This window comes from Streptomyces laculatispora, from assembly GCF_017353455.1.
GTDB classification, from domain to species: domain Bacteria; phylum Actinomycetota; class Actinomycetes; order Streptomycetales; family Streptomycetaceae; genus Streptomyces; species Streptomyces laculatispora.
Map to the genome: position 1 here is coordinate 1 of NZ_JAFMPZ010000464.1, position 21,050 is coordinate 21,050.

16 protein-coding genes and 1 pseudogene are annotated in these 21,050 nt (G+C 70.2%); 10 read left to right on the top strand and 7 right to left on the bottom strand.

Translation table 11 applies throughout. The features are described 5' to 3' along the window. Positions 1-127: 127 nt before the first annotated feature. From J1C73_RS22625 to J1C73_RS22645, 5 genes and pseudogenes are all read left to right on the top strand, one after another. Complete coding sequence (locus J1C73_RS22625; protein WP_207318028.1) at positions 128-1,186, top strand: alpha/beta fold hydrolase; 1,059 nt, start codon at positions 128-130, stop codon at positions 1,184-1,186. 9 nt (positions 1,187-1,195) lie between these two features. Next, positions 1,196-1,397, top strand: a pseudogene (locus tag J1C73_RS22630) (methylmalonyl-CoA mutase family protein); the annotation flags it as partial. After that, a complete protein-coding gene (locus J1C73_RS22635; protein ID WP_207318029.1) occupies positions 1,388-1,546 on the top strand; it encodes a methylmalonyl-CoA mutase family protein in 159 nt (52 codons plus the stop codon). The pseudogene J1C73_RS22630 and the gene J1C73_RS22635, both read left to right, overlap by 10 nt. Before the next feature lie 374 nt (positions 1,547-1,920). Continuing rightward, positions 1,921-7,017: a LamG-like jellyroll fold domain-containing protein gene (locus tag J1C73_RS22640; RefSeq protein WP_207318030.1), complete on the top strand. Its 5,097-nt coding sequence runs from the start codon at positions 1,921-1,923 to the stop codon at positions 7,015-7,017. An 8-nt stretch (positions 7,018-7,025) separates the two neighbouring features. Next, on the top strand, positions 7,026-7,679 hold the full coding sequence (locus J1C73_RS22645; protein WP_207318031.1) for a hypothetical protein: 654 nt from the start codon (positions 7,026-7,028) through the stop codon (positions 7,677-7,679). An 86-nt stretch (positions 7,680-7,765) separates the two neighbouring features. Here J1C73_RS22645 and J1C73_RS22650 read toward each other — a convergent pair whose 3' ends face one another. Then, positions 7,766-8,395: a TetR/AcrR family transcriptional regulator gene (locus J1C73_RS22650; protein ID WP_207318032.1), complete on the bottom strand. Its 630-nt coding sequence runs from the start codon at positions 8,393-8,395 to the stop codon at positions 7,766-7,768. Between the two features lie 317 nt (positions 8,396-8,712). On the opposite strand from J1C73_RS22650, the gene J1C73_RS22655 reads away from it, so the two are divergent. From J1C73_RS22655 to J1C73_RS22670, 4 genes are all read left to right on the top strand, one after another. Beyond that, the gene (locus J1C73_RS22655; RefSeq protein WP_207318033.1) at positions 8,713-9,693 is read left to right on the top strand and encodes a tetratricopeptide repeat protein; all 981 of its coding nucleotides are present in this window, start codon (positions 8,713-8,715) and stop codon (positions 9,691-9,693) included. Between the two features lie 599 nt (positions 9,694-10,292). After that, entirely contained in the window at positions 10,293-10,943 is a 651-nt protein-coding gene (locus J1C73_RS22660; RefSeq protein ID WP_242644552.1) for a DUF6230 family protein, read from the top strand. Positions 10,944-11,040: 97 nt separating this feature from the next. Further along, on the top strand, positions 11,041-11,631 hold the full coding sequence (locus tag J1C73_RS22665; protein WP_207318034.1) for a DUF6114 domain-containing protein: 591 nt from the start codon (positions 11,041-11,043) through the stop codon (positions 11,629-11,631). Beyond that, positions 11,621-12,916 carry a hypothetical protein gene (locus J1C73_RS22670; RefSeq protein WP_207318035.1) on the top strand — a complete coding sequence of 432 codons (1,296 nt, stop codon included), beginning with the start codon at positions 11,621-11,623 and terminating at the stop codon, positions 12,914-12,916. Before J1C73_RS22665 ends, J1C73_RS22670 begins: the two co-directional genes overlap by 11 nt. A gap of 96 nt (positions 12,917-13,012) precedes the next feature. Here J1C73_RS22670 and pyk read toward each other — a convergent pair whose 3' ends face one another. From pyk to pta, 3 genes are all read right to left on the bottom strand, one after another. Beyond that, the gene (gene pyk / locus J1C73_RS22675) at positions 13,013-14,443 is read right to left on the bottom strand and encodes a pyruvate kinase (protein ID WP_207318036.1); all 1,431 of its coding nucleotides are present in this window, start codon (positions 14,441-14,443) and stop codon (positions 13,013-13,015) included. Positions 14,444-14,517: 74 nt separating this feature from the next. Beyond that, the gene (locus tag J1C73_RS22680) at positions 14,518-15,756 is read right to left on the bottom strand and encodes an acetate kinase (protein WP_207318037.1); all 1,239 of its coding nucleotides are present in this window, start codon (positions 15,754-15,756) and stop codon (positions 14,518-14,520) included. Beyond that, positions 15,753-17,864 carry a phosphate acetyltransferase gene (pta, locus tag J1C73_RS22685; protein WP_207318038.1) on the bottom strand — a complete coding sequence of 704 codons (2,112 nt, stop codon included), beginning with the start codon at positions 17,862-17,864 and terminating at the stop codon, positions 15,753-15,755. Before pta ends, J1C73_RS22680 begins: the two co-directional genes overlap by 4 nt. Before the next feature lie 261 nt (positions 17,865-18,125). Between pta and J1C73_RS22690 the strand changes: the two genes are divergently transcribed. Further along, positions 18,126-19,151, top strand: a complete 1,026-nt coding sequence (locus tag J1C73_RS22690; RefSeq protein WP_207318039.1) for an ATP-dependent 6-phosphofructokinase — start codon at positions 18,126-18,128, stop codon at positions 19,149-19,151. A gap of 89 nt (positions 19,152-19,240) precedes the next feature. Here J1C73_RS22690 and J1C73_RS22695 read toward each other — a convergent pair whose 3' ends face one another. The 3 genes from J1C73_RS22695 to J1C73_RS22705 all read right to left on the bottom strand — a co-directional run. Further along, positions 19,241-19,864 (bottom strand): helix-turn-helix domain-containing protein, encoded by a 624-nt coding sequence (locus tag J1C73_RS22695; protein ID WP_207318041.1) that lies wholly within the window; start codon positions 19,862-19,864, stop codon positions 19,241-19,243. A 196-nt stretch (positions 19,865-20,060) separates the two neighbouring features. Beyond that, positions 20,061-20,735: a response regulator gene (locus J1C73_RS22700; protein ID WP_207318042.1), complete on the bottom strand. Its 675-nt coding sequence runs from the start codon at positions 20,733-20,735 to the stop codon at positions 20,061-20,063. 5 nt (positions 20,736-20,740) lie between these two features. Next, positions 20,741-21,050: sensor histidine kinase (locus tag J1C73_RS22705; RefSeq protein WP_242644554.1), on the bottom strand; the 310-nt coding region annotated here is incomplete at its 5' end.

A 21,050-nucleotide genomic window follows, 5' to 3' on the forward strand; every position in this document is an offset into this window, starting at 1 on the left:
CCTACACGGAGCCGCCCGGCTTCTGACAGGTAGTTGGTAGTTACAGGTGTCACCTCCAGGGGCCCGGGTAGGCGCAGCCGCGATACTCGTATCCCTCTGGAGGAACACAGTGAGACTGTCCGGGAGAATGACAGCGGCCGTGGGCGCCGCACTCGCCGTACTCGGAACGCTGCTGGTCAGCGGTTCGACGGCGGTCAGCGCCGCACCGGCACCGAAGCCGAGGGTGCAGGACGCCTTCGACTCGCTCGGCCCGGATGTGAAGGCCGCGAAGCTCTCCGGCGGCCGGACCGCGCACTACATCGACGAGGGGCGCCGGGGCGGTACCCCGGTCCTCTACATCGGCGGCACCGGCACCGGCGCGCGCGCCGCGCACATGACGGACTTCTTCCGGTCCACCCGGGAGTCGTTCGGAATCCGGCTGATCTCCGTGGAGCGCAACGGCTTCGGCGACACGGAGTACGACCCGTCCCTCGGCAAGGCCGACTTCGCGAAGGACGCCCTGGAGGTCCTGGACCGGATCGGCGTCAAGAAGGTCTCGGTGATCGCGATCTCCGGCGGCGGACCGTACGCCGCCGAGCTCGCCGCCCGCGCCCCCGGCCGGATCAAGGCCCTCCATCTGGCCGCCGCGCTCCCGCCGTACGGCGAGAAGGCCGCGTACTGCGGTCTGAGCGACGACGCGCTCGCCGACGCGGTCAAGGACTCGATCGCCGACCCGCGCTCCTGGTGGGCGTTCCCCGACGACAGTGCCGTCAAGTCCATCCCGGGCTTCGCCGACACCGCGTACGAGGAGGGCGCCCGCACGTACAACCAGCGCGGCCAGAAGTCCGATCCGGCCCCGCAGGTGCACGAGCAGCGGCTCTACTGCGAGCGCCCCGGCCCCGACCTGTCGAAGCTGAAGGCGCCCGTCTACCTGTACGGCGGCGACAAGGACACCACCGTGCCGCCGGCCAGCCTCGTCACCTGGCGCAAGGCGCTGCCGGTCACCCCGGTGGTCCGTACGTACGCCGACTCCGGCCATGACGTCCAGTACCGCCACTGGGACCAGATCCTGGTGGACCTGGCCGGGCAGGGAGACCGCACCGTCGTCTGCCACAGCGACCGCACCAAGCTGATGGCGCCGAAGAAGGCGGACCGCCTGGTCTCCGCCGGCACGGCCACGCTGGGCAGCTGCGCCTGGCAGAAGTAGCCCGCGGCGCTATCCGGCGGCGGCGGCGGATAGCGCCGCCTTCGACGTGCCGACGCTGATGGGGCGCGACTCGGACGACCCCCGTGCGCTCGACGAGGTCGGCCACTGCGGTGTGGCCATCGACTCCGCCGCCGACATGGAGGTCCTCTTCAGGGACATCCCGCTCGGTGACGTCACGACGTCGATGACGATCAGCGGTCCGTGGGTGCCGCGCTGGACGGGACGCCGGCCGCCGCCCGCGACGGCTCCAACATGATCGCCCCGATGCTCGACGCCGTACGGGCGGAGGCGACCCTCGGTGAGATCTGCGGGGTGCTGCGGGACGAGCGGGGCACCTACACGGAGCCGCCCGGCTCCTGACAGTCGATCCGACCGCACGGCTGGGCCGACCGGGCTCCACCCCGGTCGGCTTCCGCGTTCCTCCGACCGGGCCCCGCCCCGCAGAGGTGGGGCCCGCGGCGCTCCGGGACGGCTCTGTGGTCACCTCTGCCCACCGGAACAGATTGTCCGTCTCTTCCAGCAGCGAACCAGGAACGGCAGGAAGAGGCGGTGACTGGTGCGGCCGGGCGAACTCGCGTGAAGGCATTGTGAAGACTCGTCATAAATGTAATGATCATGACGAGCTCCCGGGGGGGCGTTCGAAGGGCGCCGCCGGGAGATATCAACTCTGCCACGTTTCGCACTGCTGCTGTCCTGCCCTGGAGCACCTTTCAAGGACCAGGGAACGGTGGATCGTGAAGACCAGAATCCGGAAGAGACCGGGCCGCACCCGGCGTGGTGTGGCCAGGCTGATGACAGCCACGGCGTTCGTCACCGCGCTGTCGACAGTGACGACGCTCGCCCACGCGGTGCCCAACAAGCCATCGGCGCCGCAGAGTGCGACGGCCGCGGCCGAGGACGCGTCGCCCGTCTACCCCCTCAAGGGGGAGGTCGCGCACTATGATTTCGAGTGGAGCGAGCCGGAGTACACCCCGACCGCGAACGAGCTGGAAGGCGGACCGGAGGCCACCCATCACAATGGCATCTACGCCGGGGAGAGGACTGACAACGAGTCCATCTGGGGCGGCGGATCCGGCGGCCGAACGCTGCGGTTGGACGGGGTGGACGACTACCTCACCGTTCCGGTGCCGCTGCCCACGGACCAGTCCTTCACCGTCTCGGCGTGGCTGCGCTCGGAGAAGCCGGGCAAGGCCTACACGGTCATCTCACAGCCGGGCAGCCAGGTCTCCGGCTTCGAGCTGAGGATCAACGCGGACGGCAAGCCCGCATTCGCCATGCCGAACGAGGACACCGCCGCGACGGCCTGGGACACCGTCACCGGGACGGCCCCCGTGGCAACCGGCAACGAACCGGACGGCAACGTCTGGACCCATCTCACAGGCGTCTTCGACGCGGCAGCCGGTCAGATCCGGCTGTACGTGAACGGTGCCCGGGTGGCCACCACCACCCACGCCAAGGCGTGGCGGGCGACCGGTGACATCGAGGTCGGCCGAGGCCTTGCGGCAGGGAAGCCGGCCGGTTACTTTCCGGGCCGCATGGACGACGTACGGGTCTGGAGCCGGGCACTCAACGACCTCCAGGCGTCCGGCGCGGCCATCCCGCAGGTCATAGCGCGCGCGGACTACTGCACCACCGGCAACTGGCTGCACGCCGGTGGCCCGAAGGTCAAGGCCGCCGCCGCACAAGGCTTGGTGGGCCCCGCGGTCAACGCACGCCTCGCCGTCTACACGTGGGGCGCCGGCACACTCGGAACCGCACGCCGCGAGGACCAGGACGACCTGCGGGTGGCAGGCGCCGCCCACACCACCCGCCAGACCGGGTGGGCGGGTGTCACGAAGCCGTTCGCCGTCCACAACGACGACTACATGACGTTCCTGGAAGCACCCGACTACGCGCAGACGATGCTGCAGTTCCTGGGCGACGACGGGACGAAGAACTTCGACGGGCTGCCGCCGACCAAGCCCTCCAAGACATCGCTCGCCAACGCCATCGGCATCCTCAATCAGCGGAAGGAGGAGTCGAAGGACGAACCGTACGGAGGTGTCTACGGCTTCACCTCCGAGGACGACCTCAAGAAGATGTCGGCCTATGAGATCTCCCGCTTCATCCGGCTGGGCGGACTCCCCTCGGTGAGCCCGGAGACCGACTCGCTCGAATTCCGCATGGAGGTCGAGGAGCTCAAGACCCAGTGGGCCGGCTGCGCGACAGAAAACCCCGACGACCCGCTCAACAAGTTCGGCGACGTGGTGGAGAGCGCGGACGCCGAATGGCAGGGGGAACAGGCGAGCCAGGCCAAGCAGCGCGGTGACCTCGTCGCTGCCGAGATCCAGGCGTACAAGGACCTGCGCAAGGCATCGGACGCGATGATCGAGGCACAGGGCCAGGCCTACATCGTCAGCCGCATGCTGGTCTTCCAGAAGTACTGGCAGGGCAAGCCGAAGACGGAGCCCGATTACCCCAAGACCGCGGTCTTCACCAACGCCACCACCGCGATCAGCAACGCCAAGAAGGCCATCTCCGCGCAGCTGACGATCGCGAAGAACGCGGCCGCCTCGGCGCAGACCCAGGCGGGCAAAGCCGCCACGGCGCAGACAGACGCCGGGGTCATCGCGCTGGCCAACGGCACCCCGTACGGGCGCGGGCTCACGTACGCTCGGCAGTCCGCGCAGGTGACCAAGGCCTCGGCCTCCGCCGCGCAGTCCTCGTCCCAGGCGATCGAGGCGACACTGAGCGCGGTCTCGGCCACCGCGGCCGACAGCAAGGCGCTCTACGGACTCGGCGCCACGCAGTCCCACGCCGCTCAGACCGCCTTCAAGCGCGCGGCGGCGGAAGAGGCCGCCGCGCAGGCGAAGGCCGCCGCCACAGGCGCCGAACAGCAGGCCACCAAGGCGGCGGACAACGCCAAGAAGGCCAAGGCCGCGCAGACCAAGGCGGAAACTGCCGAACAGACCGCGAAACTGGCCGCCGCAGACGCGAAGTCGAAGCGGGCCACCGCCGAGAAGGAGCGCGACAGCGCCAAGGCGCAGAAAGCCATCGCCGCCACCGAACGTGCCAAGGCGGCAGCCGCCGACCAGGAGGCGCGAGCCCAGCGGGAAATCGCGGGCCGGGCGCTGAGCGCCGCGCAGTCAGCCGGAGCCACCGCCGCGACGAAGAAGAACGAGGCACTGGCGGCTGAACGCGGGGCCAAGGAAGCCCGAGACGGAGCCTTGCGGGCCGAGAGTAACCGGGACGTGGCCGAGGCGAAGGTGTGGGCGCTGGAAGCCAAGGCCGACGCGGACGAGGGCACGGCCGCAGCGGCTGCGTCCCGTACCGCTGCGGACCAGGCCCGCGCGGCGGCGAACGAGGCCACCACGGCCGCGACCAACGCCCGTTCCGCAGCCAACACGGCGACCACGGCGGCGGCCAACGCCCGGGAGGCCGCGACCAAGGCGGAGGCGGCGGCATCCCGCTCCCGAGCCGCCTCCGACGCCGCCCAGCGCGACGTGGCGATAACCAACGCCGCGGTGGCGACAGCACACTCGGCCGCGGCAGACGCGATCGCCTCCTCCGAAGCGGCGGCGCAGAACGTGCGCGCGGCGAAGGCGCTCGCCGACACCGCGAAGGCCAAGGCCGCGGAGGCGAAGGCCAACGCGGACCTGGCCCACATCGAGGCGGTCGCCACCGCCGCCGAGGCCGTACGCACCGCCGGGTACGCATACGCGGCATCGCAGTCGGCCGACGCCGCCCGTGACGCCGCCGTCGGGGCTGTCGCGGCGGCGAACAACGCCATCTCGTTGGGTACTCCGTTCCGCGAGACGGATTCCTCGGCGGGCCTCGCCGTACTGGTGGGCCAGACGTCGAAGTCGCTGGCCGAGCAGCAGGCCGCGGTCGCCAAGGCCAGGGCGGACGAGGCCGCCAAGGCCGCCGCGGCGGCCAAGGCGCTCGCGGCCAAGGCATCCGCCGACGACAAGGCCGCGGCCACCGCCGCGTCCCAGGCCGCGGACTCCGCCGTGCGGGCCGCCGCGTCCGTCACCAAGGCGCGTGCCTCCGCCGCCGAGGCGGCTGCCGCGGTCAAGGCGACGCTCAAGGCCGAGGCCAACACCATCGAATACAACCGGCAGGCCACCAGCGACGCCGCAGCGGCAGCCACCGCGGCGTCCACGGCCACCGGTTACGCGGCCGATGCCCGCAACTCGGCGGACGCCGCGGAGCTGGACGCGGCCTCGGCACGAGGCGCGGCCACGGCGGCCGAGACCGACGCGGCCGCCGCGCGCGGGGTGGCCGACCAGGCCGAACGCGACGCCACAGCTGCCGAGGCTTCCGCCGCCAGAGCGCAGGAGCTGGCGCGCGAAGCACAGGAGGCTGCCACCCGTACGGAGAACGCCGCGGAACGGGAGACCGTGACCACGGGCGGTGCCACCGGCATCGGCCAGATGTTCACCAAGCAGAAGGTCGAGCAGCTGGGCGATCCGGTCCCGCAGAACGACTGCGTTCTGGACATCGGTTTCGATGGCTGCACGGTCAAGTACAAGCTTCGCTTCAACGTCACCATCGACTTCTACTTGTGCGCGGACGAGGACGCCGGCGCCGACGTCAGCGCCGCGACCTGCCCGGTTGACTCGATCGTGTGGCTCGGCAGCGAGAAGCACGAGAACCAGACGGCGTACATCGACAAGTACTTCAGCCGTCTTGAGATCACGATGATCTTCGACAAGATGGTGCTGCAGACCCTGTGGCACATGCTTGTCGACGACTTCGTCGAGTGCGCCAAGGGAAGCGTGAGCGGCTGCCTCTGGGCAGCGAGCAACTTCATCCCGGGCAAGAAGATCGCCGACGCGGTGGACGCTGTACGCGCCCTCGACGCTGCGATGAAGACCGGAGTGGGCGTCGGTGACGCCTACCGGGTCCTGAAGAACCTCGATCTCGACCCCGCGGTCCTCGCCAACCTGGAGCGTCAGGCCAACACCGCGGAGGACCTGTTCACGTCCTGTGCCAGGAACAGCTTTCCCGGCGACACCCGTGTCCTCATGGCCGACGGATCCCACCGGACCATCAGTTCCGTCCGGGTCGGTGACAGGGTGCTCGCTACCGACCCCGCCAGTGGAGAGCGGCAGGGGCAGTCGGTCACCGCGACCTTCCGCCACGACACCGACCGCCTTGTCGTCCTCTTGTTCCGCGGCGGCGAGACTCTCACCAGCACCGCCGGACACAAGATCTACGTCCTCGGCGAGGGATGGACGCTCGTCTCGGATCTGCGGACAGGTGACCGGCTGCGCGGTCCCGACGGGGCGGAGCGCACGGTGAGCGGTCTGCGTGACCGCTCCGGCCTGACACCGCGGCTGGTGTTCGACCTGACCGTGGACAACCTGCACACGTTCTACGTGAGTACGCAGGGCTCCGGCAGCAGGGACGTCCTCGTGCACAACTGCATGAGTCTCCTCGACGAGACGGCCCTCCCCGACAGTGGGGCGCACACGCTCAGGGACCATGTAAATCCTGATGCGACCAAGGCGTTCAGCCTCGCGAAGAAGAAGGGCAAGCCGAACACCGTATGGACGAACGGGGACATCGCGCAGCAGGCGGTGGACCGGGTGGTTGCCGACTACTTCTACCCGAGAGGCGTCAGAAATGACGCCGCCTTCGCCAAGTTGGAGAAGTGGCGGCGCACTGCAGGACCGGGCGACTATTTCCCCCTCGACGGGAAATGGGACGCCTATCCTTCGCTGGGCAAGGCCTACCATCCTGATGGCAGCACCATCACGACAGCCGGCAACGAGGTGACTGTCCTCCTCAAGAAGTGGACCCACAAGGGACGCGGTGGCTTCGTCGTGTACACCGCCTACCCGAACTGAGAGCGACCATGACAGTGCATCGATCCGACTGGGACTTCGGCCTCAGCAGGCTGACCAAGTTCTTCGCCGGGCCGTGGTCCCACGAACGGACCGTCGATGAGACCATTGCGGACGCGGCTGTGGGACACGCGGACGAGCCGCCCGGAGCGGCCGCCTCGGCGATCCTGAAGGACGCCGTCCGGCTGGAGGAGTCGTCGCTGCCCACCGAGGTGATCGCCACGGTATGGACGGTGGCCTCGGGCGGGGGCTACAACCTCGCTTATTTCGGCATCGACGGACGGGACTGGCTGCGTCGGGTCGTGGCTGTCTGCTCCGGGCAGGTGCGGCAGGCCGATGCTGCCCGGGTGCCGTCCGTCGAGCCGGTCAAGGCCGCCGAGGAGTCGGTGCATGTGGTCGTGGAGGTCATCAGGTCGGCGGCACCGGCCCTGGCGGCCAAGGCCGCCACGTTCCACGGCCATGAGGCCGACGACGTGGTCCGGGGGCTGGAACTGGTCGCCACCGAGGTCGATCCCGACCTCGGTCTCCGGCTCCTCCTTCGCGTGCTGAACGCTTGTCGGGTGCCGATCTCCGACGCCCAGTACGCCCGGTACGAGGCCCTCGGCGAGGCGTTCGGCTACGGGCGGTTCCATGTCTCGGACGTGGAGCATCTGACCCGGTTCTGAGCACGGCACAAGAAAAGGGGAACGGCGCCCCGGGGGTCCTCAGCCCCCGGGGCGCCGTTCCGTTGCCGCCTCACGGAGGTCCGGGGTCAACCCTCGGCGGCCGCGCCCAGCCCCGTCAGGAGCAGCAGGGTGAAGCGCCGGGCCCAGTCGGCATCGACGGGCTCGGCGCTCACCAGCGCCCGGTGCACCACCGCGCCGGCGATCACGTCGAAGATCAGATCCGCCGTCAGCGCCGCCGTGACCTCGTCCTGCTCCACCGGCAACTCGCCCCGGTCCTGAGCCCGTTGGCGGCCCTGGAGCACCAGCCGCTTCTGCCGGTTCACGATCGAGTCGCGGATCCGGCTCCGCAGCGCCTCGTCCCGGGTCGACTCCGCGACCACCGCCATCAGCGCGGTCCGGGTCTCCGGCCGCTCCAGCAGCGCGGCGAACTGGAGCACCACCGCCTGCACGTCGGCGGACAGGCTGCCCAGGTCCGGCAGCTCCAGCTCGTCGAAGAGGACCGCGACCGCGTCCACGACCAGTTCGTTCTTGCCCGCCCAGCGCCGGTACAGCGTCGTCTTGGCGACCCCGGCCCGTGTCGCCACATCACCCATCGTCAGCTTCGACCAGCCGAGATCGACCAGCGAGGCTCTGGTCGCCTCGAGGATCGCCTCATCGGCCGCGGCATTGCGCGGACGTCCCGTTCGTGCGGGTTTGGGGTGGCTGCGGCTGAGCATGACGCGACCATACCCGCCAGTAGCTAGTGCTGACCGGCCCCGTTCGCCGTGAGACAGATCACCGGGCACTCCTGTGCAGCGGGGGTGGTGGCCAGTTACGCTACGGGTCGTAGCGTAAGAACAACGGCCCGGCCGTTGTGGCGCCACGGACGAACGACAGCCACAGGCACCGGGTGGGGACCGGGTGCCGAACCGGGTCTTTCAGGGGCCCTCGGACCGTGTCTGTCCGTACACCTCGCAGACCGGCGGGGGGCGCGGACGGGCGCGGTTCACGTATCGCTTTCCGGATCGGTGTGCCAAGGGGGGAGGATGTACGTATGCAGCCTAGGAACATGTCCATGAGCGGCGTCGTCGACCTCGCCGCGGTGAAGGCGGCCGGTGAGGCCAAGGTGAAGGCGGAGCAGGCCCGTGCCGAGTCCGCCCGGCAGGGTGGCCCCGCAGCCGTACCCGCTTCCTCCCTCGTGTTCGACGTCGACGAGGCGGGCTTCGAGAACGGCGTCCTGCAACGCTCCGCCGAAGTCCCCGTCGTCATCGACTTCTGGGCCGAGTGGTGCGAGCCGTGCAAGCAGTTGGGGCCGCTCCTGGAGCGGCTGGCCCAGGAGTACAACGGCCGTTTCGTGCTGGCCAAGGTCGATGTCGACGCCAACCAGATGCTGATGCAGCAGTTCGGGATCCAGGGCATTCCGGCGGTCTTCGCGGTCGTGGCCGGTCAGGCGCTGCCGCTCTTCCAGGGCGCGGCCCCCGAATCCCAGATCCGGCAGACCCTGGACCAGTTGATCCAGGTCGGCGAGGAGCGGTTCGGGCTCACCGGCATCGTGGTCGACCAGGACGCGGCGGCTCCCGACGCGGCCGCACAGGAGCCCGCCCCGGTGCCCGCCGGGCCGTACGACGCCCTGCTGGAGGCGGCCGCGCAGGCGCTGGACGCCAATGACTTCGCGGGCGCCGTCCAGGCGTACAAGAACGTCCTCTCCGACGATCCGGCCAACAGCGAGGCCAAGCTCGGCCTCGCCCAGGCGGAACTCCTGGCCCGGGTCCAGAAGACGGATCCGCAGCAGGTCCGCAAGGACGCCGCCGAGAATCCGGCCGATGTGCCGGCCCAGCTCGCCGCGGCCGACCTGGATCTGGTGGGCGGTCATGTCGAGGACGCGTTCGGGCGTCTCGTCGAGACGGTCCGCCGGACCTTCGGTGACGACCGGGACCAGGTACGGGTACGGCTGCTGGAGCTGTTCGAGGTGATCGGCCCGGATGATCCACGGGTCGGCGCCGCACGTACCGCCCTCGCGCGCGTCTTGTTCTGATCTGACAACACGGCCGCGACTCCCTCCCGGAGTCGCGGCCGTTTTCGCGTCGGGGCGATAAGAGAAGCCCGCGCTTTACCAAATCTTGATAAAAGCACCGGCTGTTACTCCGAGTAAATCGCGCACTGGGATCTGTCCGATTTCGGCCGTCAATGCCGTGGTTCGTCTGCGAGTGCGGGGCAACCCTGTGTGGCCGGCCGGTGCCACCCGGTCGTGGGTGGGTTATCGCGCCGTTACCAGCGAGTAACGAGCCCCCTTGTGTCACGGCCGCGAATGGACCACGATCGGCCACGCTCGGTCCAATAACGCCACTCCGGCTGCCAGTCGGTGCGGCGGCTCTGTTGGGTCCCCACCGGGTGGGCCGGCGGCAGTGACGCCGGCTCCGGACAGGGGGGTTCCTGCATACCCGCAGGGCCTGTCCGAAGAGGTTGCGCGAACGCGTGGCCAGTGGTTGTCGCTCGGGGGTGATCGCCGGTGATTCGGGCGCGGTTCACGTCCCCGTTCGCGGGCGCTCTCCTTTCCGAGGACGTAGCACTTCTCCCATCCCAGGTCGGGCAGGATGCCAGACCGGAGATGTACGTCCGAGAAGGAGGAAAATTATGAGTTCCCAGGTTCGCGGTGGCACAAGATGGAAGCGTTTCGCTGTCGTCATGGTGCCGAGCGTCATAGCCACCGCCGCGGTGGGTGTCGGCCTGGCACAGGGCGCGCTCGCCGCTTCGTTCAGCGTGTCGGGGCAGGATTTCAAGGTCAAGGCGACCCAGCTCGAGGGCTGGGACTTCGTCCAGTACGGCAGCGTGGCCTCGGGCAAGACGCTCGACGGTCAGGACATGAACGCGCCGGTCGCGGTGTCGGGCTTCAGCAAGGCCTACATCACGAACATGTGCCAGTCGGTCGTCACGCCCAAGCTGCCGTTCGGCCTCGGTGACGTCACTCTGAGGCTGGAGGCGGGTGGCCCCGGCCACGACCGTGTCTACGCCAAGGACCTCTACCTGGATGTGTCTGAGCTCGACGCAGACGCCAAGTTCACGAACATCGATATCGGTGTGGCCGCGGGATCGCTGCCCAAGGCCAAGGGCAAGCCGGGTATTCAGCCGAAGACCCAGGCCAACCCCTACGGCTTCTCGCAGCGCGCCGAAAAGGCGGTGCTGAACGGTGTCAAGCAGAAGGCGTGGGCCACGACGGCCGGCACCTTCAACCTCAGCGGACTGAAGCTGCGGCTCTCCAGGGGCACCGACCAGGAGTGCTACTAAGCACCCGTCCGGGTGGCCGGAGCACGCACCGTTGGCTTCCGGCCACCCACCCGTCTCCTCTTCTCACAGCAGTACCGGTTCCAGGGAGCTGTTTTCCATGAGCCCCGAATCCACAGGGCAGAACGAGCACTACCTCCGCGTCTTCCGGCGACGCTTCCGCACCTGGCGGGGTAACCGGCCTTTCTGGGCGGGTCTGTTCACCATGGTCGGCGGTGTACCCATCGCGTACTTCCCGTACGCGAACATGCACCTCGGCAATGTGACGCTGGCGATGTCCACCACCGCCGGCGCCGGGTCTCTCATCATCGGCGTCCTGCTGATCACGCTCGGTCTGACGATGTGGTTTCACCACATCGTCCGGGTGTTCGCGGGCGTCGCGGCGATCCTGCTCGCGCTGATCTCGATCCCCGTCGCCAACATCGGCGGCTTTCTGATCGGCTTCCTGTTCTCCCTGCTCGGAGGCGCACTCTCCCTCTCCTGGGCTCCTGGCGAGCCGGGGACGGACGAGGCCGCGCCCGCAGCGGGAGTGCCTGCCGAGGCGGCACCGGCGGGCCTCTCCTTCGCGAAGGACGAGCAGACCGCCGAACACCCCGGGGACGCGCTCTACGGGAGCGCCGTTCCGCAGCAGGAGGCGGCGCAGTACGACACGACAGTCGAGGTCGACGGCGGGAGGCATCGTGCGGGGTGACGACAATCAGGCGGACGCCGTGGGCGAGAGCGGGCTCCAGGAGCGAAGAGGGCCCCGCCACGCCGCCCCCAGGAAGTCGCTGCTGACGAAGCTGTACATGCCCGCGGGCAAGAAGGCGTTCGCGCTCGCCGCGATGCCGACCGCGGTGTTCGTCGGGATGGGGCTCACCCCGAAGCTGGCGATGGCCGACGACAGCGCGGACATCCCCTTCGCGCCGGGCCCCTGCGTGACCCGCTCCGACGAGCCGAGCGAGTCGGCTTCGCCCTCCGCGTCCGCGACGAAGTCGCCGTCTCCGTCCGCCTCCGCGAGCGACAAGGCCACGCCGGACAAGAGCGACGGCGCCACGCCGAAGCCCTCGGCCACCTCGTCCGCGAGCGCCTCGGGCGACACGGCTGCCGACTCGGCGAAGAAGTCCACCGACGCCGAGGACGCGACGCCGAGCGCGTCCCCCTCGCCCACCAAGTCGAAGAACCCCCTCGACCCGCTGGGAGTCGGCGACGCGCTCAAGGACCTCTTCGACGGACCGGACAAGGAGACGGCCGCCCCGTCCCCGAGCGCCACCACCGCCTCCCCGAAGCCTTCCGCGAGCGCCACCGACGAGGCCGACAAGGCGGCGGACAAGCCCGTCGACAAGGCCACGGACACGGCGAAGGAGACGGCCGACAAGACCGCCGACGCCATCCGTGAGGCGGCCGGCAAGGCCGGCAAGCCGGTCAAGGAGCTGGACAAGGACGTCAAGGGACTCGACCCCAAGAAGGACGAGGACATCCCGGACGGCGCCAAGCCCTCCTTCCCGTGCCCGACCGCCGACCCGAAGGCGCTCGCCGCGGCCGATCTGGAGCCGGGCATACCCCGCCTCCCGAACGACCCGTGGATCCTGGAGAGTTCGCTGCTCACCCTGAGCGGACTCGACTACAAGGGCATCGTCGAGGTCGAGAAGGGCGACGGCACCACGAAGAAGGTGCTGAAGTTCACCGCCTCCTCCGTCGACATCAAGGACCTCCACCAGCTCACGGTCGGCCCGCAGTCGGGCGTCACCGGTCATGTGAAGGCGCGGAAGGGGTCCACCTCCACCATCCGCGACGGCACGGTGACGATGTACACGGAGGAGCTGAAGGGCAACCTCTTCGGCCTCATCCCGATCACGTTCAGCCCCGAGACCCCGCCGCCGATCAATGTCCCGTTCGCCTTCTTCACCAAGGTGAAGGTGACGCAGGCGGGCCAGTTCGGCGGAACGCTGACGGTGCCGGGACTGCAGAACTACTTCACCAAGGGCGTCAACTGACCGACCCGGACCCGTTCGGGAGCCGCGGACACAACTATGGGCCGCACCCCCCTCGGGGTGCGGCCCACAGTCGTGTCGCGATCAGTGCCGACAGAATCAGTCGCGCCCCTGGCCGCCCACGTGGTGCACGCGCACCATGTTGGTCGTGCCCGGGACGCCGGGGGGCGAGCCGGCCGTGATGACCATCGTGTCGCCGGCGTTGTAGCGGTTCAGCTTCAGCAGCTCCGCGTCGACCAGCTCCACCATCGCGTCCGTGTTGTCCACGTGCGGGACCACATGGGCCTCGACGCCCCAGCTGAGGGCCAGCTGGCTGCGGGTGGACTCGTCCGTGGTGAAGGCCAGGATGGGCTGGGCCGCGCGGTAGCGGGAGAGGCGGCGGGCGGTGTCGCCGGACTGGGTGAAGGCGACCAGCGCCGCACCGTTCAGGAAGTCCGCGATCTCGCAGGCCGCACGGGCCACCGAACCGCCCTGGGTGCGCGGCTTCTTGCCCGGCACCAGCGGCTGGAGGCCCTTGGAGAGCAGCTCCTCCTCGGCGGCGACGACGATCTTCGACATCGTCTTGACCGTCTCGATCGGGTACGCGCCGACCGAGGACTCCGCGGAGAGCATGACCGCGTCCGCGCCGTCCAGGATCGCGTTCGCGACGTCGGACGCCTCGGCGCGGGTCGGACGGGAGTTGGTGATCATCGACTCCATCATCTGGGTCGCGACGATCACCGGCTTGGCGTTCCGGCGGCAGAGCTCCACCAGGCGCTTCTGCACCATCGGGACCTTCTCCAGCGGGTACTCGACGGCGAGGTCGCCACGGGCGACCATCACACCGTCGAACGCCGCGACGACGCCCTCCATGTTCTCGACGGCCTGCGGCTTCTCGACCTTGGCGATGACGGGGACCCGGCGGCCCTCCTCGTCCATGATCTTGTGGACGTCCTTGACGTCACCGGCGTCCCGGACGAAGGAGAGCGCGACCAGGTCGCAGCCCATCTTCAGGGCGAAGCGGAGGTCGTCGATGTCCTTCTCGGACAGGGCCGGGACGTTGACCGCGGCGCCCGGCAGGTTGATCCCCTTGTGGTCGGAGATCACCCCGCCCTCGATGACGATGGTGTGGACCCGGGGGCCGTCGACGGAGACGACCTTCAGCTCGACGTTGCCGTCGTTGATCAGGATCGGGTCGCCCTTGGCGACGTCTCCGGGCAGGCCCTTGTAGGTCGTGCCGCAGATCGACTTGTCCCCGGGGACGTCCTCGGCGGTGATGACGAACTCGTCCCCGCGGACCAGTTCGACAGGGCCCTCGGCGAACTTCGCCAGGCGGATCTTCGGGCCCTGGAGGTCGGCGAGTACGCCGACCGCCCGGCCGGTCTCGGCGGCGGCCTTGCGGACCCGGTCGTAACGACCCTGGTGCTCCGCGTGGGAACCGTGACTGAAGTTGAATCGGGCCACGCTCATGCCGGCCTCGATCAGAGCGACGAGCTGCTCATGGGAGTCGACGGCGGGACCGAGGGTGCAGACGATTTTGGAACGGCGCATGAGGCGGATCCTATCGGTTTGTTTCGCTGCGGAATATTCCGGCTGGTGGAAGATACAAAGGGGCGCGGGTGTGCTCAGTTGTCGACCAGTGCGAAGGTCTGGCCGGCGATCTCCAGCTCCTCGTCCGTCGGCACCACGGCGACCGCGACCCGTGCGTAATCCGGCGAGATCAGCCGCGGTGAGCCGGACCGTACGGCGTTGAGGTCCGCGTCCACCACCAGGCCGAGCTCCTCCAGACCGGCGATCGCAGCCTCCCGTACCGGTGCCGAGTTCTCGCCGACCCCCGCCGTGAACACCACGGCGTCCACCCGGCCGAGGACCGCCGAATAGGCGCCGATGTACTTCTTCAGCCGGTGGACGTAGATGTCGAAGGCGAGCGCGGCACGTGCGTCGCCCTCGTCGATCCGGCGCCGGATCTCCCGCATGTCGTTGTCGCCGCAGAGGCCGACCAGACCGCTCTTCTTGTTGAGCAGGACGTCGATCTCGTCCGCCGACATTCCCGCCACCCGCTTGAGGTGGAAGGTGACGGCCGGATCGATGTCTCCCGATCGCGTACCCATGACCAGCCCTTCCAAGGGGGTCAGTCCCATCGACGTCTCCACGCACCGGCCGCCCGCCACCGCGGAGGCCGAGGCGCCGTTGCCCAGGTGGAGCACGATGACGTTGACGTCCTCGGGCGCGTGGCCCAGCAGCGCGGCCGTCTTGCGCGAGACGTACGCGTGCGAGGTGCCGTGGAATCCGTAGCGCCTGATCCGGTGCGCGTCGGCCGTCTCCACGTCGATCGCGTACCGGGCCGCGTACTCCGGCATCGTGGTGTGGAACGCGGTGTCGAAGACCGCCACCTGCGGCAGGTCGGGACGCAGCGCCCGGGCGGTGCGGATGCCGGTGATGTTCGCCGGGTTGTGCAGCGGCGCCACCGGGACCAGGCGCTCGATCTCGGTGAGCACCTCGTCGGTGATCACGGTCGGCTCGGTGAACCGCAGCCCGCCGTGCACCACCCGGTGGCCGATCGCCGCGAGTTCGGGGGAGTCCAGGCCGAGCCCGTCGGCGGCCAGCTCCTCGGCGGCCGCCCTGAGCGCCGCGTCGTGGTCGGGGATCCGGCCGATGCGCTCCCTGCTCCCGCCACCGCCGCCGGCCAGCGGGGTGTGGACGAGCCGGGAGGTCTCCTCGCCGATCCGCTCGACCAGCCCGGACGCGAGCCGGGACTGGTCGCGCATGTCCAGGAGCTGGTACTTCACGGAGGAGGAGCCGGAGTTGAGGACGAGCACCCGGCCGGCGGCAGGGGCGGCGTCCTCGGTGTTCGGGATGGTCATGCGGGTCGCTCCTCGCCCTGTGCCTGGATCGCCGTGATCGCCACGGTGTTGACGATGTCCTGCACCAGTGCGCCCCGGGACAGGTCGTTGACGGGTTTGCGCAGCCCCTGGAGGACCGGCCCGACGGCCACCGCTCCCGCCGAGCGCTGCACGGCCTTGTAGGTGTTGTTGCCGGTGTTCAGGTCCGGGAAGATCAGGACGGTCGCCTGGCCCGCCACCTCGGAGCCGGGCAGCTTCGTCGCGGCGACGCTCGGCTCCACCGCCGCGTCGTACTGGATCGGGCCCTCGATCATCAGGTCCGGGCGGCTCGCGCGCACCCGGTCCGTCGCCTCGCGGACCTTGTCGACGTCGGCTCCCGTGCCCGAGGTCCCCGTCGAGTACGAGAGCATCGCGATCCTGGGCTCCACGCCGAAGCGGGCGGCGGTGACCGCGGACTGGACGGCGATGTCCGCGAGCTGCTCCGCGTCCGGGTCCGGGTTGACCGCGCAGTCCCCGTACACCAGGACCTTGTCGGCGAGGCACATGAAGAAGACCGAGGAGACGATCGAGGCTCCCCCAGAGGCTTCGCCCTGGGAGGTGCCCCCCTGCTTCGTCTTGATGATCTCGAAGGCGGGCCGGATGGTCGCCGCCGTGGAGTGCACGGCCCCCGAGACCATGCCGTCCGCGAGCCCCTCCTGGACCATCAGGGTGCCGAAGTAGTTGACGTCCGAGACGACGTCGTACGCGAGCTCGACCGTGACCCCGCGGTGGGCGCGCAGCTGCGCGTACCGCTCCGCGAAGGCCTGGCGCAGCTCGGAGGTCTGCGGGTCGACGATCTGGGTGCCGGCCAGATCGATGCCGAGGTCGGCGGCCTTCTTGCGGATCACGTCGGGGTCGCCGAGCAGCGTGAGATCGCAGACGTCACGCCGCAGCAGTACGTCGGCGGCGCGCAGCACCCGTTCCTCGGTGCCCTCGGGCAGGACCACCCGGCGCCGGTGCGCGCGGGCCTGCTCCAACAGTTCGTGCTCGAACATCATCGGCGTGACCCGGCCGCTGCGGGCGACCGATATCCGGTCGAGGAGCGCCCCGGTGTCGACATGGCGCTCGAAGAGTCCCAGCGCCGTCTCGGCCTTGCGCGGCGTCGCCGCGTTCAGCTTGCCCTCCAGGGCGAAGAGCTTCTGGGCGGTGGGGAAGGAACCGTCGGCCACCGCGACGACCGGGGTACCCGGTGCGAGCCGTGCGGCCAGCTTGAGTATCTCCTCGCCGGGCCGTTCGTTCAGCGTCAGCAGCAGGCCCGCGATGGGCGGCGTCCCGGCGCTGTGCGCGGCCAGCGAGCCGACCACCAGATCGGACCGGTCCCCGGGCGTCACCACCAGGCAGCCCGGCGTCAGCGCGTTCAGCAGGTTCGGCAGCATCGCGCCGCCGAACACGAAGTCCAGCGCGTCCCTGGCCAGCCCCGCGTCGTCGCCGAGCAGCACCGTCCCGTCCAGCGCCGCGGTGATCTGGGCGACCGTCGGCGCGGAGAGGGCCGGATCGTCGGGCAGCACCGAACAGGGGACGGGCAGCGTGGCCCCGAGCCGGTCCGCGATGACCTCGCGGTCCGCGGAGGCCACCCGGTTCACCACCATCGCGACGACGTCGCAGCCCAGACCGGCGTACGCGCGGTAGGCATTGCGCGTCTCGGCCCGCACGGACTCCGCGTTCTGGTCCTGGCCGCCGACCACCGCGATCACCGAGGCGCCGAACTCGTTGGCGAGCCGGGCGTTGAGGGCCAGCTCGTCGGGGAGCTGGGTGGCCGCGAAGTCGGTGCCGAGCACGAGGACCACCTCGTACTTCTGTGCCACCCGGTGGAAGCGGTCGACGAGCCGGGAGACGAGTTCGTCGGTACCCTGCTCCGCCTGGATCGCGGAGGCCTCGTGGTAGTCGAGACCGTAGACCGTGCCCGGGTCCTGGGAGAGCCGGTAGCGGGCCCGCAGCAGCTCGAACAGCCGGTCGGGATCGTCGTGGACCAGCGGGCGGAACACCCCGACCCGGTCCACCTGACGCGTCAGGAGCTCCATGACTCCCAGATCGACGACCTGGCGGCCGTCTCCCCGGTCGATCCCGGTCACGTACACGCTGCGCGTCACGCGTGCTCTCCCGTCCTTGCCTGGCAGGTTTGGGTGGTATCGCCTGTTTGACGATACCTGCGGGGGCCGAGGGGCCGCCCGCCGGGCGAAAGCCCCTCTCCGCGGCCGTCGGCGCCGCCCGCCGCGAGGGCGGCCGGCGGCCCCCGGAGCGGCCGAGAGCGCGAGGTACGTACCTGGCATGGGACAATCACCGTGGCTCACGGTACGGGGGATTGTGTAGTTACCGCCGGACAGGCCCTAGCGAGCAGGAGATATAGCACGATGCGCATCGGAGTTCTCACCGCAGGCGGCGACTGCCCAGGCCTGAACGCAGTGATCCGCTCGGTCGTGCACCGTGCCGTGGTGGGTCACGGTGACGAGGTCATCGGATTCGAGGACGGGTTCAAGGGCCTCCTCGACGGCCACTTCCGCCCCCTCGACCTCAACGCGGTCAGCGGCATCCTCGCCCGCGGCGGCACCATCCTCGGCTCCGCCCGGCTGGAGCGCGACCGGCTGCGCGAGGCCGCCGAGAACTGCGCCGAGCTGAGCCGCCGTTACGGCATGGACGCGCTGATCCCGATCGGCGGCGAGGGCACCCTCACGGCCGCCCGGATGCTCTCGGACGCCGGGATGCCCGTCGTCGGTGTACCGAAGACCATCGACAACGACATCTCGGCCACCGACCGCACCTTCGGCTTCGACACCGCGGTCGGCGTCGCCACCGAGGCCATAGACCGGCTGAAGACCACCGCCGAGTCCCACCAGCGTGTCATGGTCGTCGAGGTGATGGGCCGCCACGCGGGCTGGATCGCGCTGGAGTCCGGAATGGCCGGCGGGGCCCACGGCATCTGCCTGCCCGAGCGGAAGTTCCAGGTCGAGGACCTGGTCAAGATGGTCGAGGAACGCTTCGCACGCGGCAAGAAGTTCGCGGTCATCTGCGTCGCCGAGGGCGCGCACCCGGCCGAGGGCTCGATGCCGTACGCCAAGGGCGCGATCGACCAGTTCGGCCATGAGCGCTTCCAGGGCATCGGCAACCGCCTGGCCGTCGAGCTGGAGACCCGGCTCGGCAAGGAGGCCCGGCCGGTCATTCTCGGCCACGTGCAGCGCGGCGGCACGCCGACCGCCTACGACCGGGTGCTCGCCACCCGCTTCGGCTGGCACGCGGTGGAGGCGGCGCACCGGGGTGACTTCGGCCGGATGACGGCGCTGCGCGGCAACGACGTCGAGATGGTGCCGCTCGCCGACGCGGTGACCCAGCTGAAGCGGGTCCCCCTGGACCGGATGGACGAGGCCGAGTCGGTCTTCTGACCAAGTCTGCCGAGCGGCACGACCGGGCCGTGACCGTCCACACAGGACGGTCACGGCCCGGTCGTCTTCGTGCTGCCGGACCCGGAGCGTCAGGCCTCGGTCGTCTGCCAGAACCGGTCCACGATCCGCGCCAGGAACGCCCGGCCGGCGTCGCCCGTCGCGCCCTCCCGCTCGGTGCCGGTACTGCTCCAGCTCAGCGTGGACACCATCAGCGCCTGGTACTCGGAGTGCATGTGCTCCAGTACGCCCTGGAGCAGCCGCCGGTCCACCGGCACCAGCTTCGCGACCGGTCGTACGTACGCCTGCCAGCGCGTCGTCACGGCGCTCCGCAGCAGCTCGGCCAGCTCCTCGTCCCGTCCGGTCGCCGTCACGAAGTCGGCGGCCGTCAGCCCCAGCGCCTCCGTGAGCGCCGCGGACTGGCGCTCGTTGCCCCGCCACCGCCCGGACTCCTCCATGCGCAGATAGGCGGACGTGGCCATCCCCAGCAGCCCCGCCAGCTCGTCCGGAGCCAGCTCCCGGGCGACCCGGTGTTCGCGCAGGGTCCGGGCGGCGGTCAGGAGTTCACCGGGGGCGCACCACAACACCCCCGCGAGCGCCGTGAGTTCGTACTCGCTGGGCAAGGCGAGTCCACGCTCCCAAGCGGCTACGGTCTCGGCGGTGATCCGGAGTCCGTACTGGGCGCCGAGGCCGTAGGCGACATGACCGGGAGCCATTCCCAGGGCCTCGCGCAGTCTGCGCGCGGCGGGGGCGTTGAAAGGCGGGGTGGGGTGCACGGCCCTACCGTAAGAGGTCGGAGGCGGTCTGACTACGGTGTGTTCCGCCGAGGCAACGGCTCGTAGGAAACTCCTAGGGGGAAACCCGGGCGCGGGAGCGCCCCGTGCGGGGTGCCGGGACGGCCCGGGGACCCGCTCAGCGGGCCTCGGTCACCCACCGGTAGTGCAGTTCCGGACGTCCGATCTGTCCGTACTGCGGACTGCGGGCAGCGCGGCCGGCGGTCACCAGATGTTCCAGGTAGCGGCGCGCGGTGATGCGGGAGATCCCCAGCTCCACGCCCGCGGCGGCCGCCGTCATCCCGTCCGGGGCCGAGCGCAGCACCCGGGTCACCGCCTCCAGCGTCGGACCGCTCAGGCCCTTGGGCAGCCGGGCGGGCTGCGGGGCGCGCAGGGAGGCGAGCGCGCGGTCGACCTCGTCCTGGCCGCTCGCCTCGCCGGCCGCCGCCCGGAACTCGGCGTACCGGACGAGCCGGTCGCGCAGGGTGGCGAAGGTGAACGGCTTCAGCACGTGCTGGACGACGCCGAGCGACACCCCCTCCCGGACCACGGCCAGTTCGCGGGCCGAGGTCACGGCGATCACATCGGCGGCGTGCCCGGCAGCCCGCAACGAGCGCAGCAGGTGCAGACCGTGCCCGTCCGGCAGATACAGGTCCAGGAGCAGCAGATCGACCGGAGTGCGCTCCAGCGCCCGCACCGCCTCGGCCCGCGAGTGCGCGACCGCGGCCACCGCGAATCCCGGGACGCGGTCCACGTACAGCCGATGGGCGTCGGCGGCGACCGGATCGTCCTCGACGACCAGCACCCTGATCACTGGGTTCATGTGGCCCTTTCCCTTCGCGCGCCGCTGCCCTCGGGGAGCGGCAGCCGTACGGTGAACTCCGCGCCGCCGTCCGGCCCCCGCTCCAGTGTGACCGCGCCGCCGTTGCGGTGCGCGGCCTGCCGCACCAGCGCCAGACCGATCCCGCGGCCGGCGCCGTGGGTCGACCAGCCGCGCCGGAACACCTCCGCGGCATCGGCCGGGTCGACGCCCGTCCCGTTGTCGGCGACCCGCAGCAGGAGTTCGCCGTCACCGGCGAGTGCCGTGACGGTGACCCGGGCGCGGGCGGGGCGGTGCGCCGACGGGGCG

Excerpts from the sequence above, each read along its gene's own strand:
- J1C73_RS22625 (WP_207318028.1), top strand. The coding sequence starts at position 128 with ATGACAGCGGCCGTGGGCGCCGCACTCGCCGTACTCGGAACGCTGCTG.
- J1C73_RS22695 (WP_207318041.1), bottom strand. The coding sequence starts at position 19,864 with ATGGCTCCCGGTCATGTCGCCTACGGCCTCGGCGCCCAGTACGGACTC.
- J1C73_RS22680 (WP_207318037.1), bottom strand. The coding sequence starts at position 15,756 with ATGACCATCCCGAACACCGAGGACGCCGCCCCTGCCGCCGGCCGGGTG.
- J1C73_RS22645 (WP_207318031.1), top strand. The coding sequence starts at position 7,026 with ATGACAGTGCATCGATCCGACTGGGACTTCGGCCTCAGCAGGCTGACC.
- J1C73_RS22665 (WP_207318034.1), top strand. The coding sequence starts at position 11,041 with ATGAGCCCCGAATCCACAGGGCAGAACGAGCACTACCTCCGCGTCTTC.
- J1C73_RS22690 (WP_207318039.1), top strand. The coding sequence starts at position 18,126 with ATGCGCATCGGAGTTCTCACCGCAGGCGGCGACTGCCCAGGCCTGAAC.
- pyk (WP_207318036.1), bottom strand. The coding sequence starts at position 14,443 with ATGCGCCGTTCCAAAATCGTCTGCACCCTCGGTCCCGCCGTCGACTCC.
- J1C73_RS22660 (WP_242644552.1), top strand. The coding sequence starts at position 10,293 with ATGAGTTCCCAGGTTCGCGGTGGCACAAGATGGAAGCGTTTCGCTGTC.
- J1C73_RS22650 (WP_207318032.1), bottom strand. The coding sequence starts at position 8,395 with ATGCTCAGCCGCAGCCACCCCAAACCCGCACGAACGGGACGTCCGCGC.
- J1C73_RS22655 (WP_207318033.1), top strand. The coding sequence starts at position 8,713 with ATGCAGCCTAGGAACATGTCCATGAGCGGCGTCGTCGACCTCGCCGCG.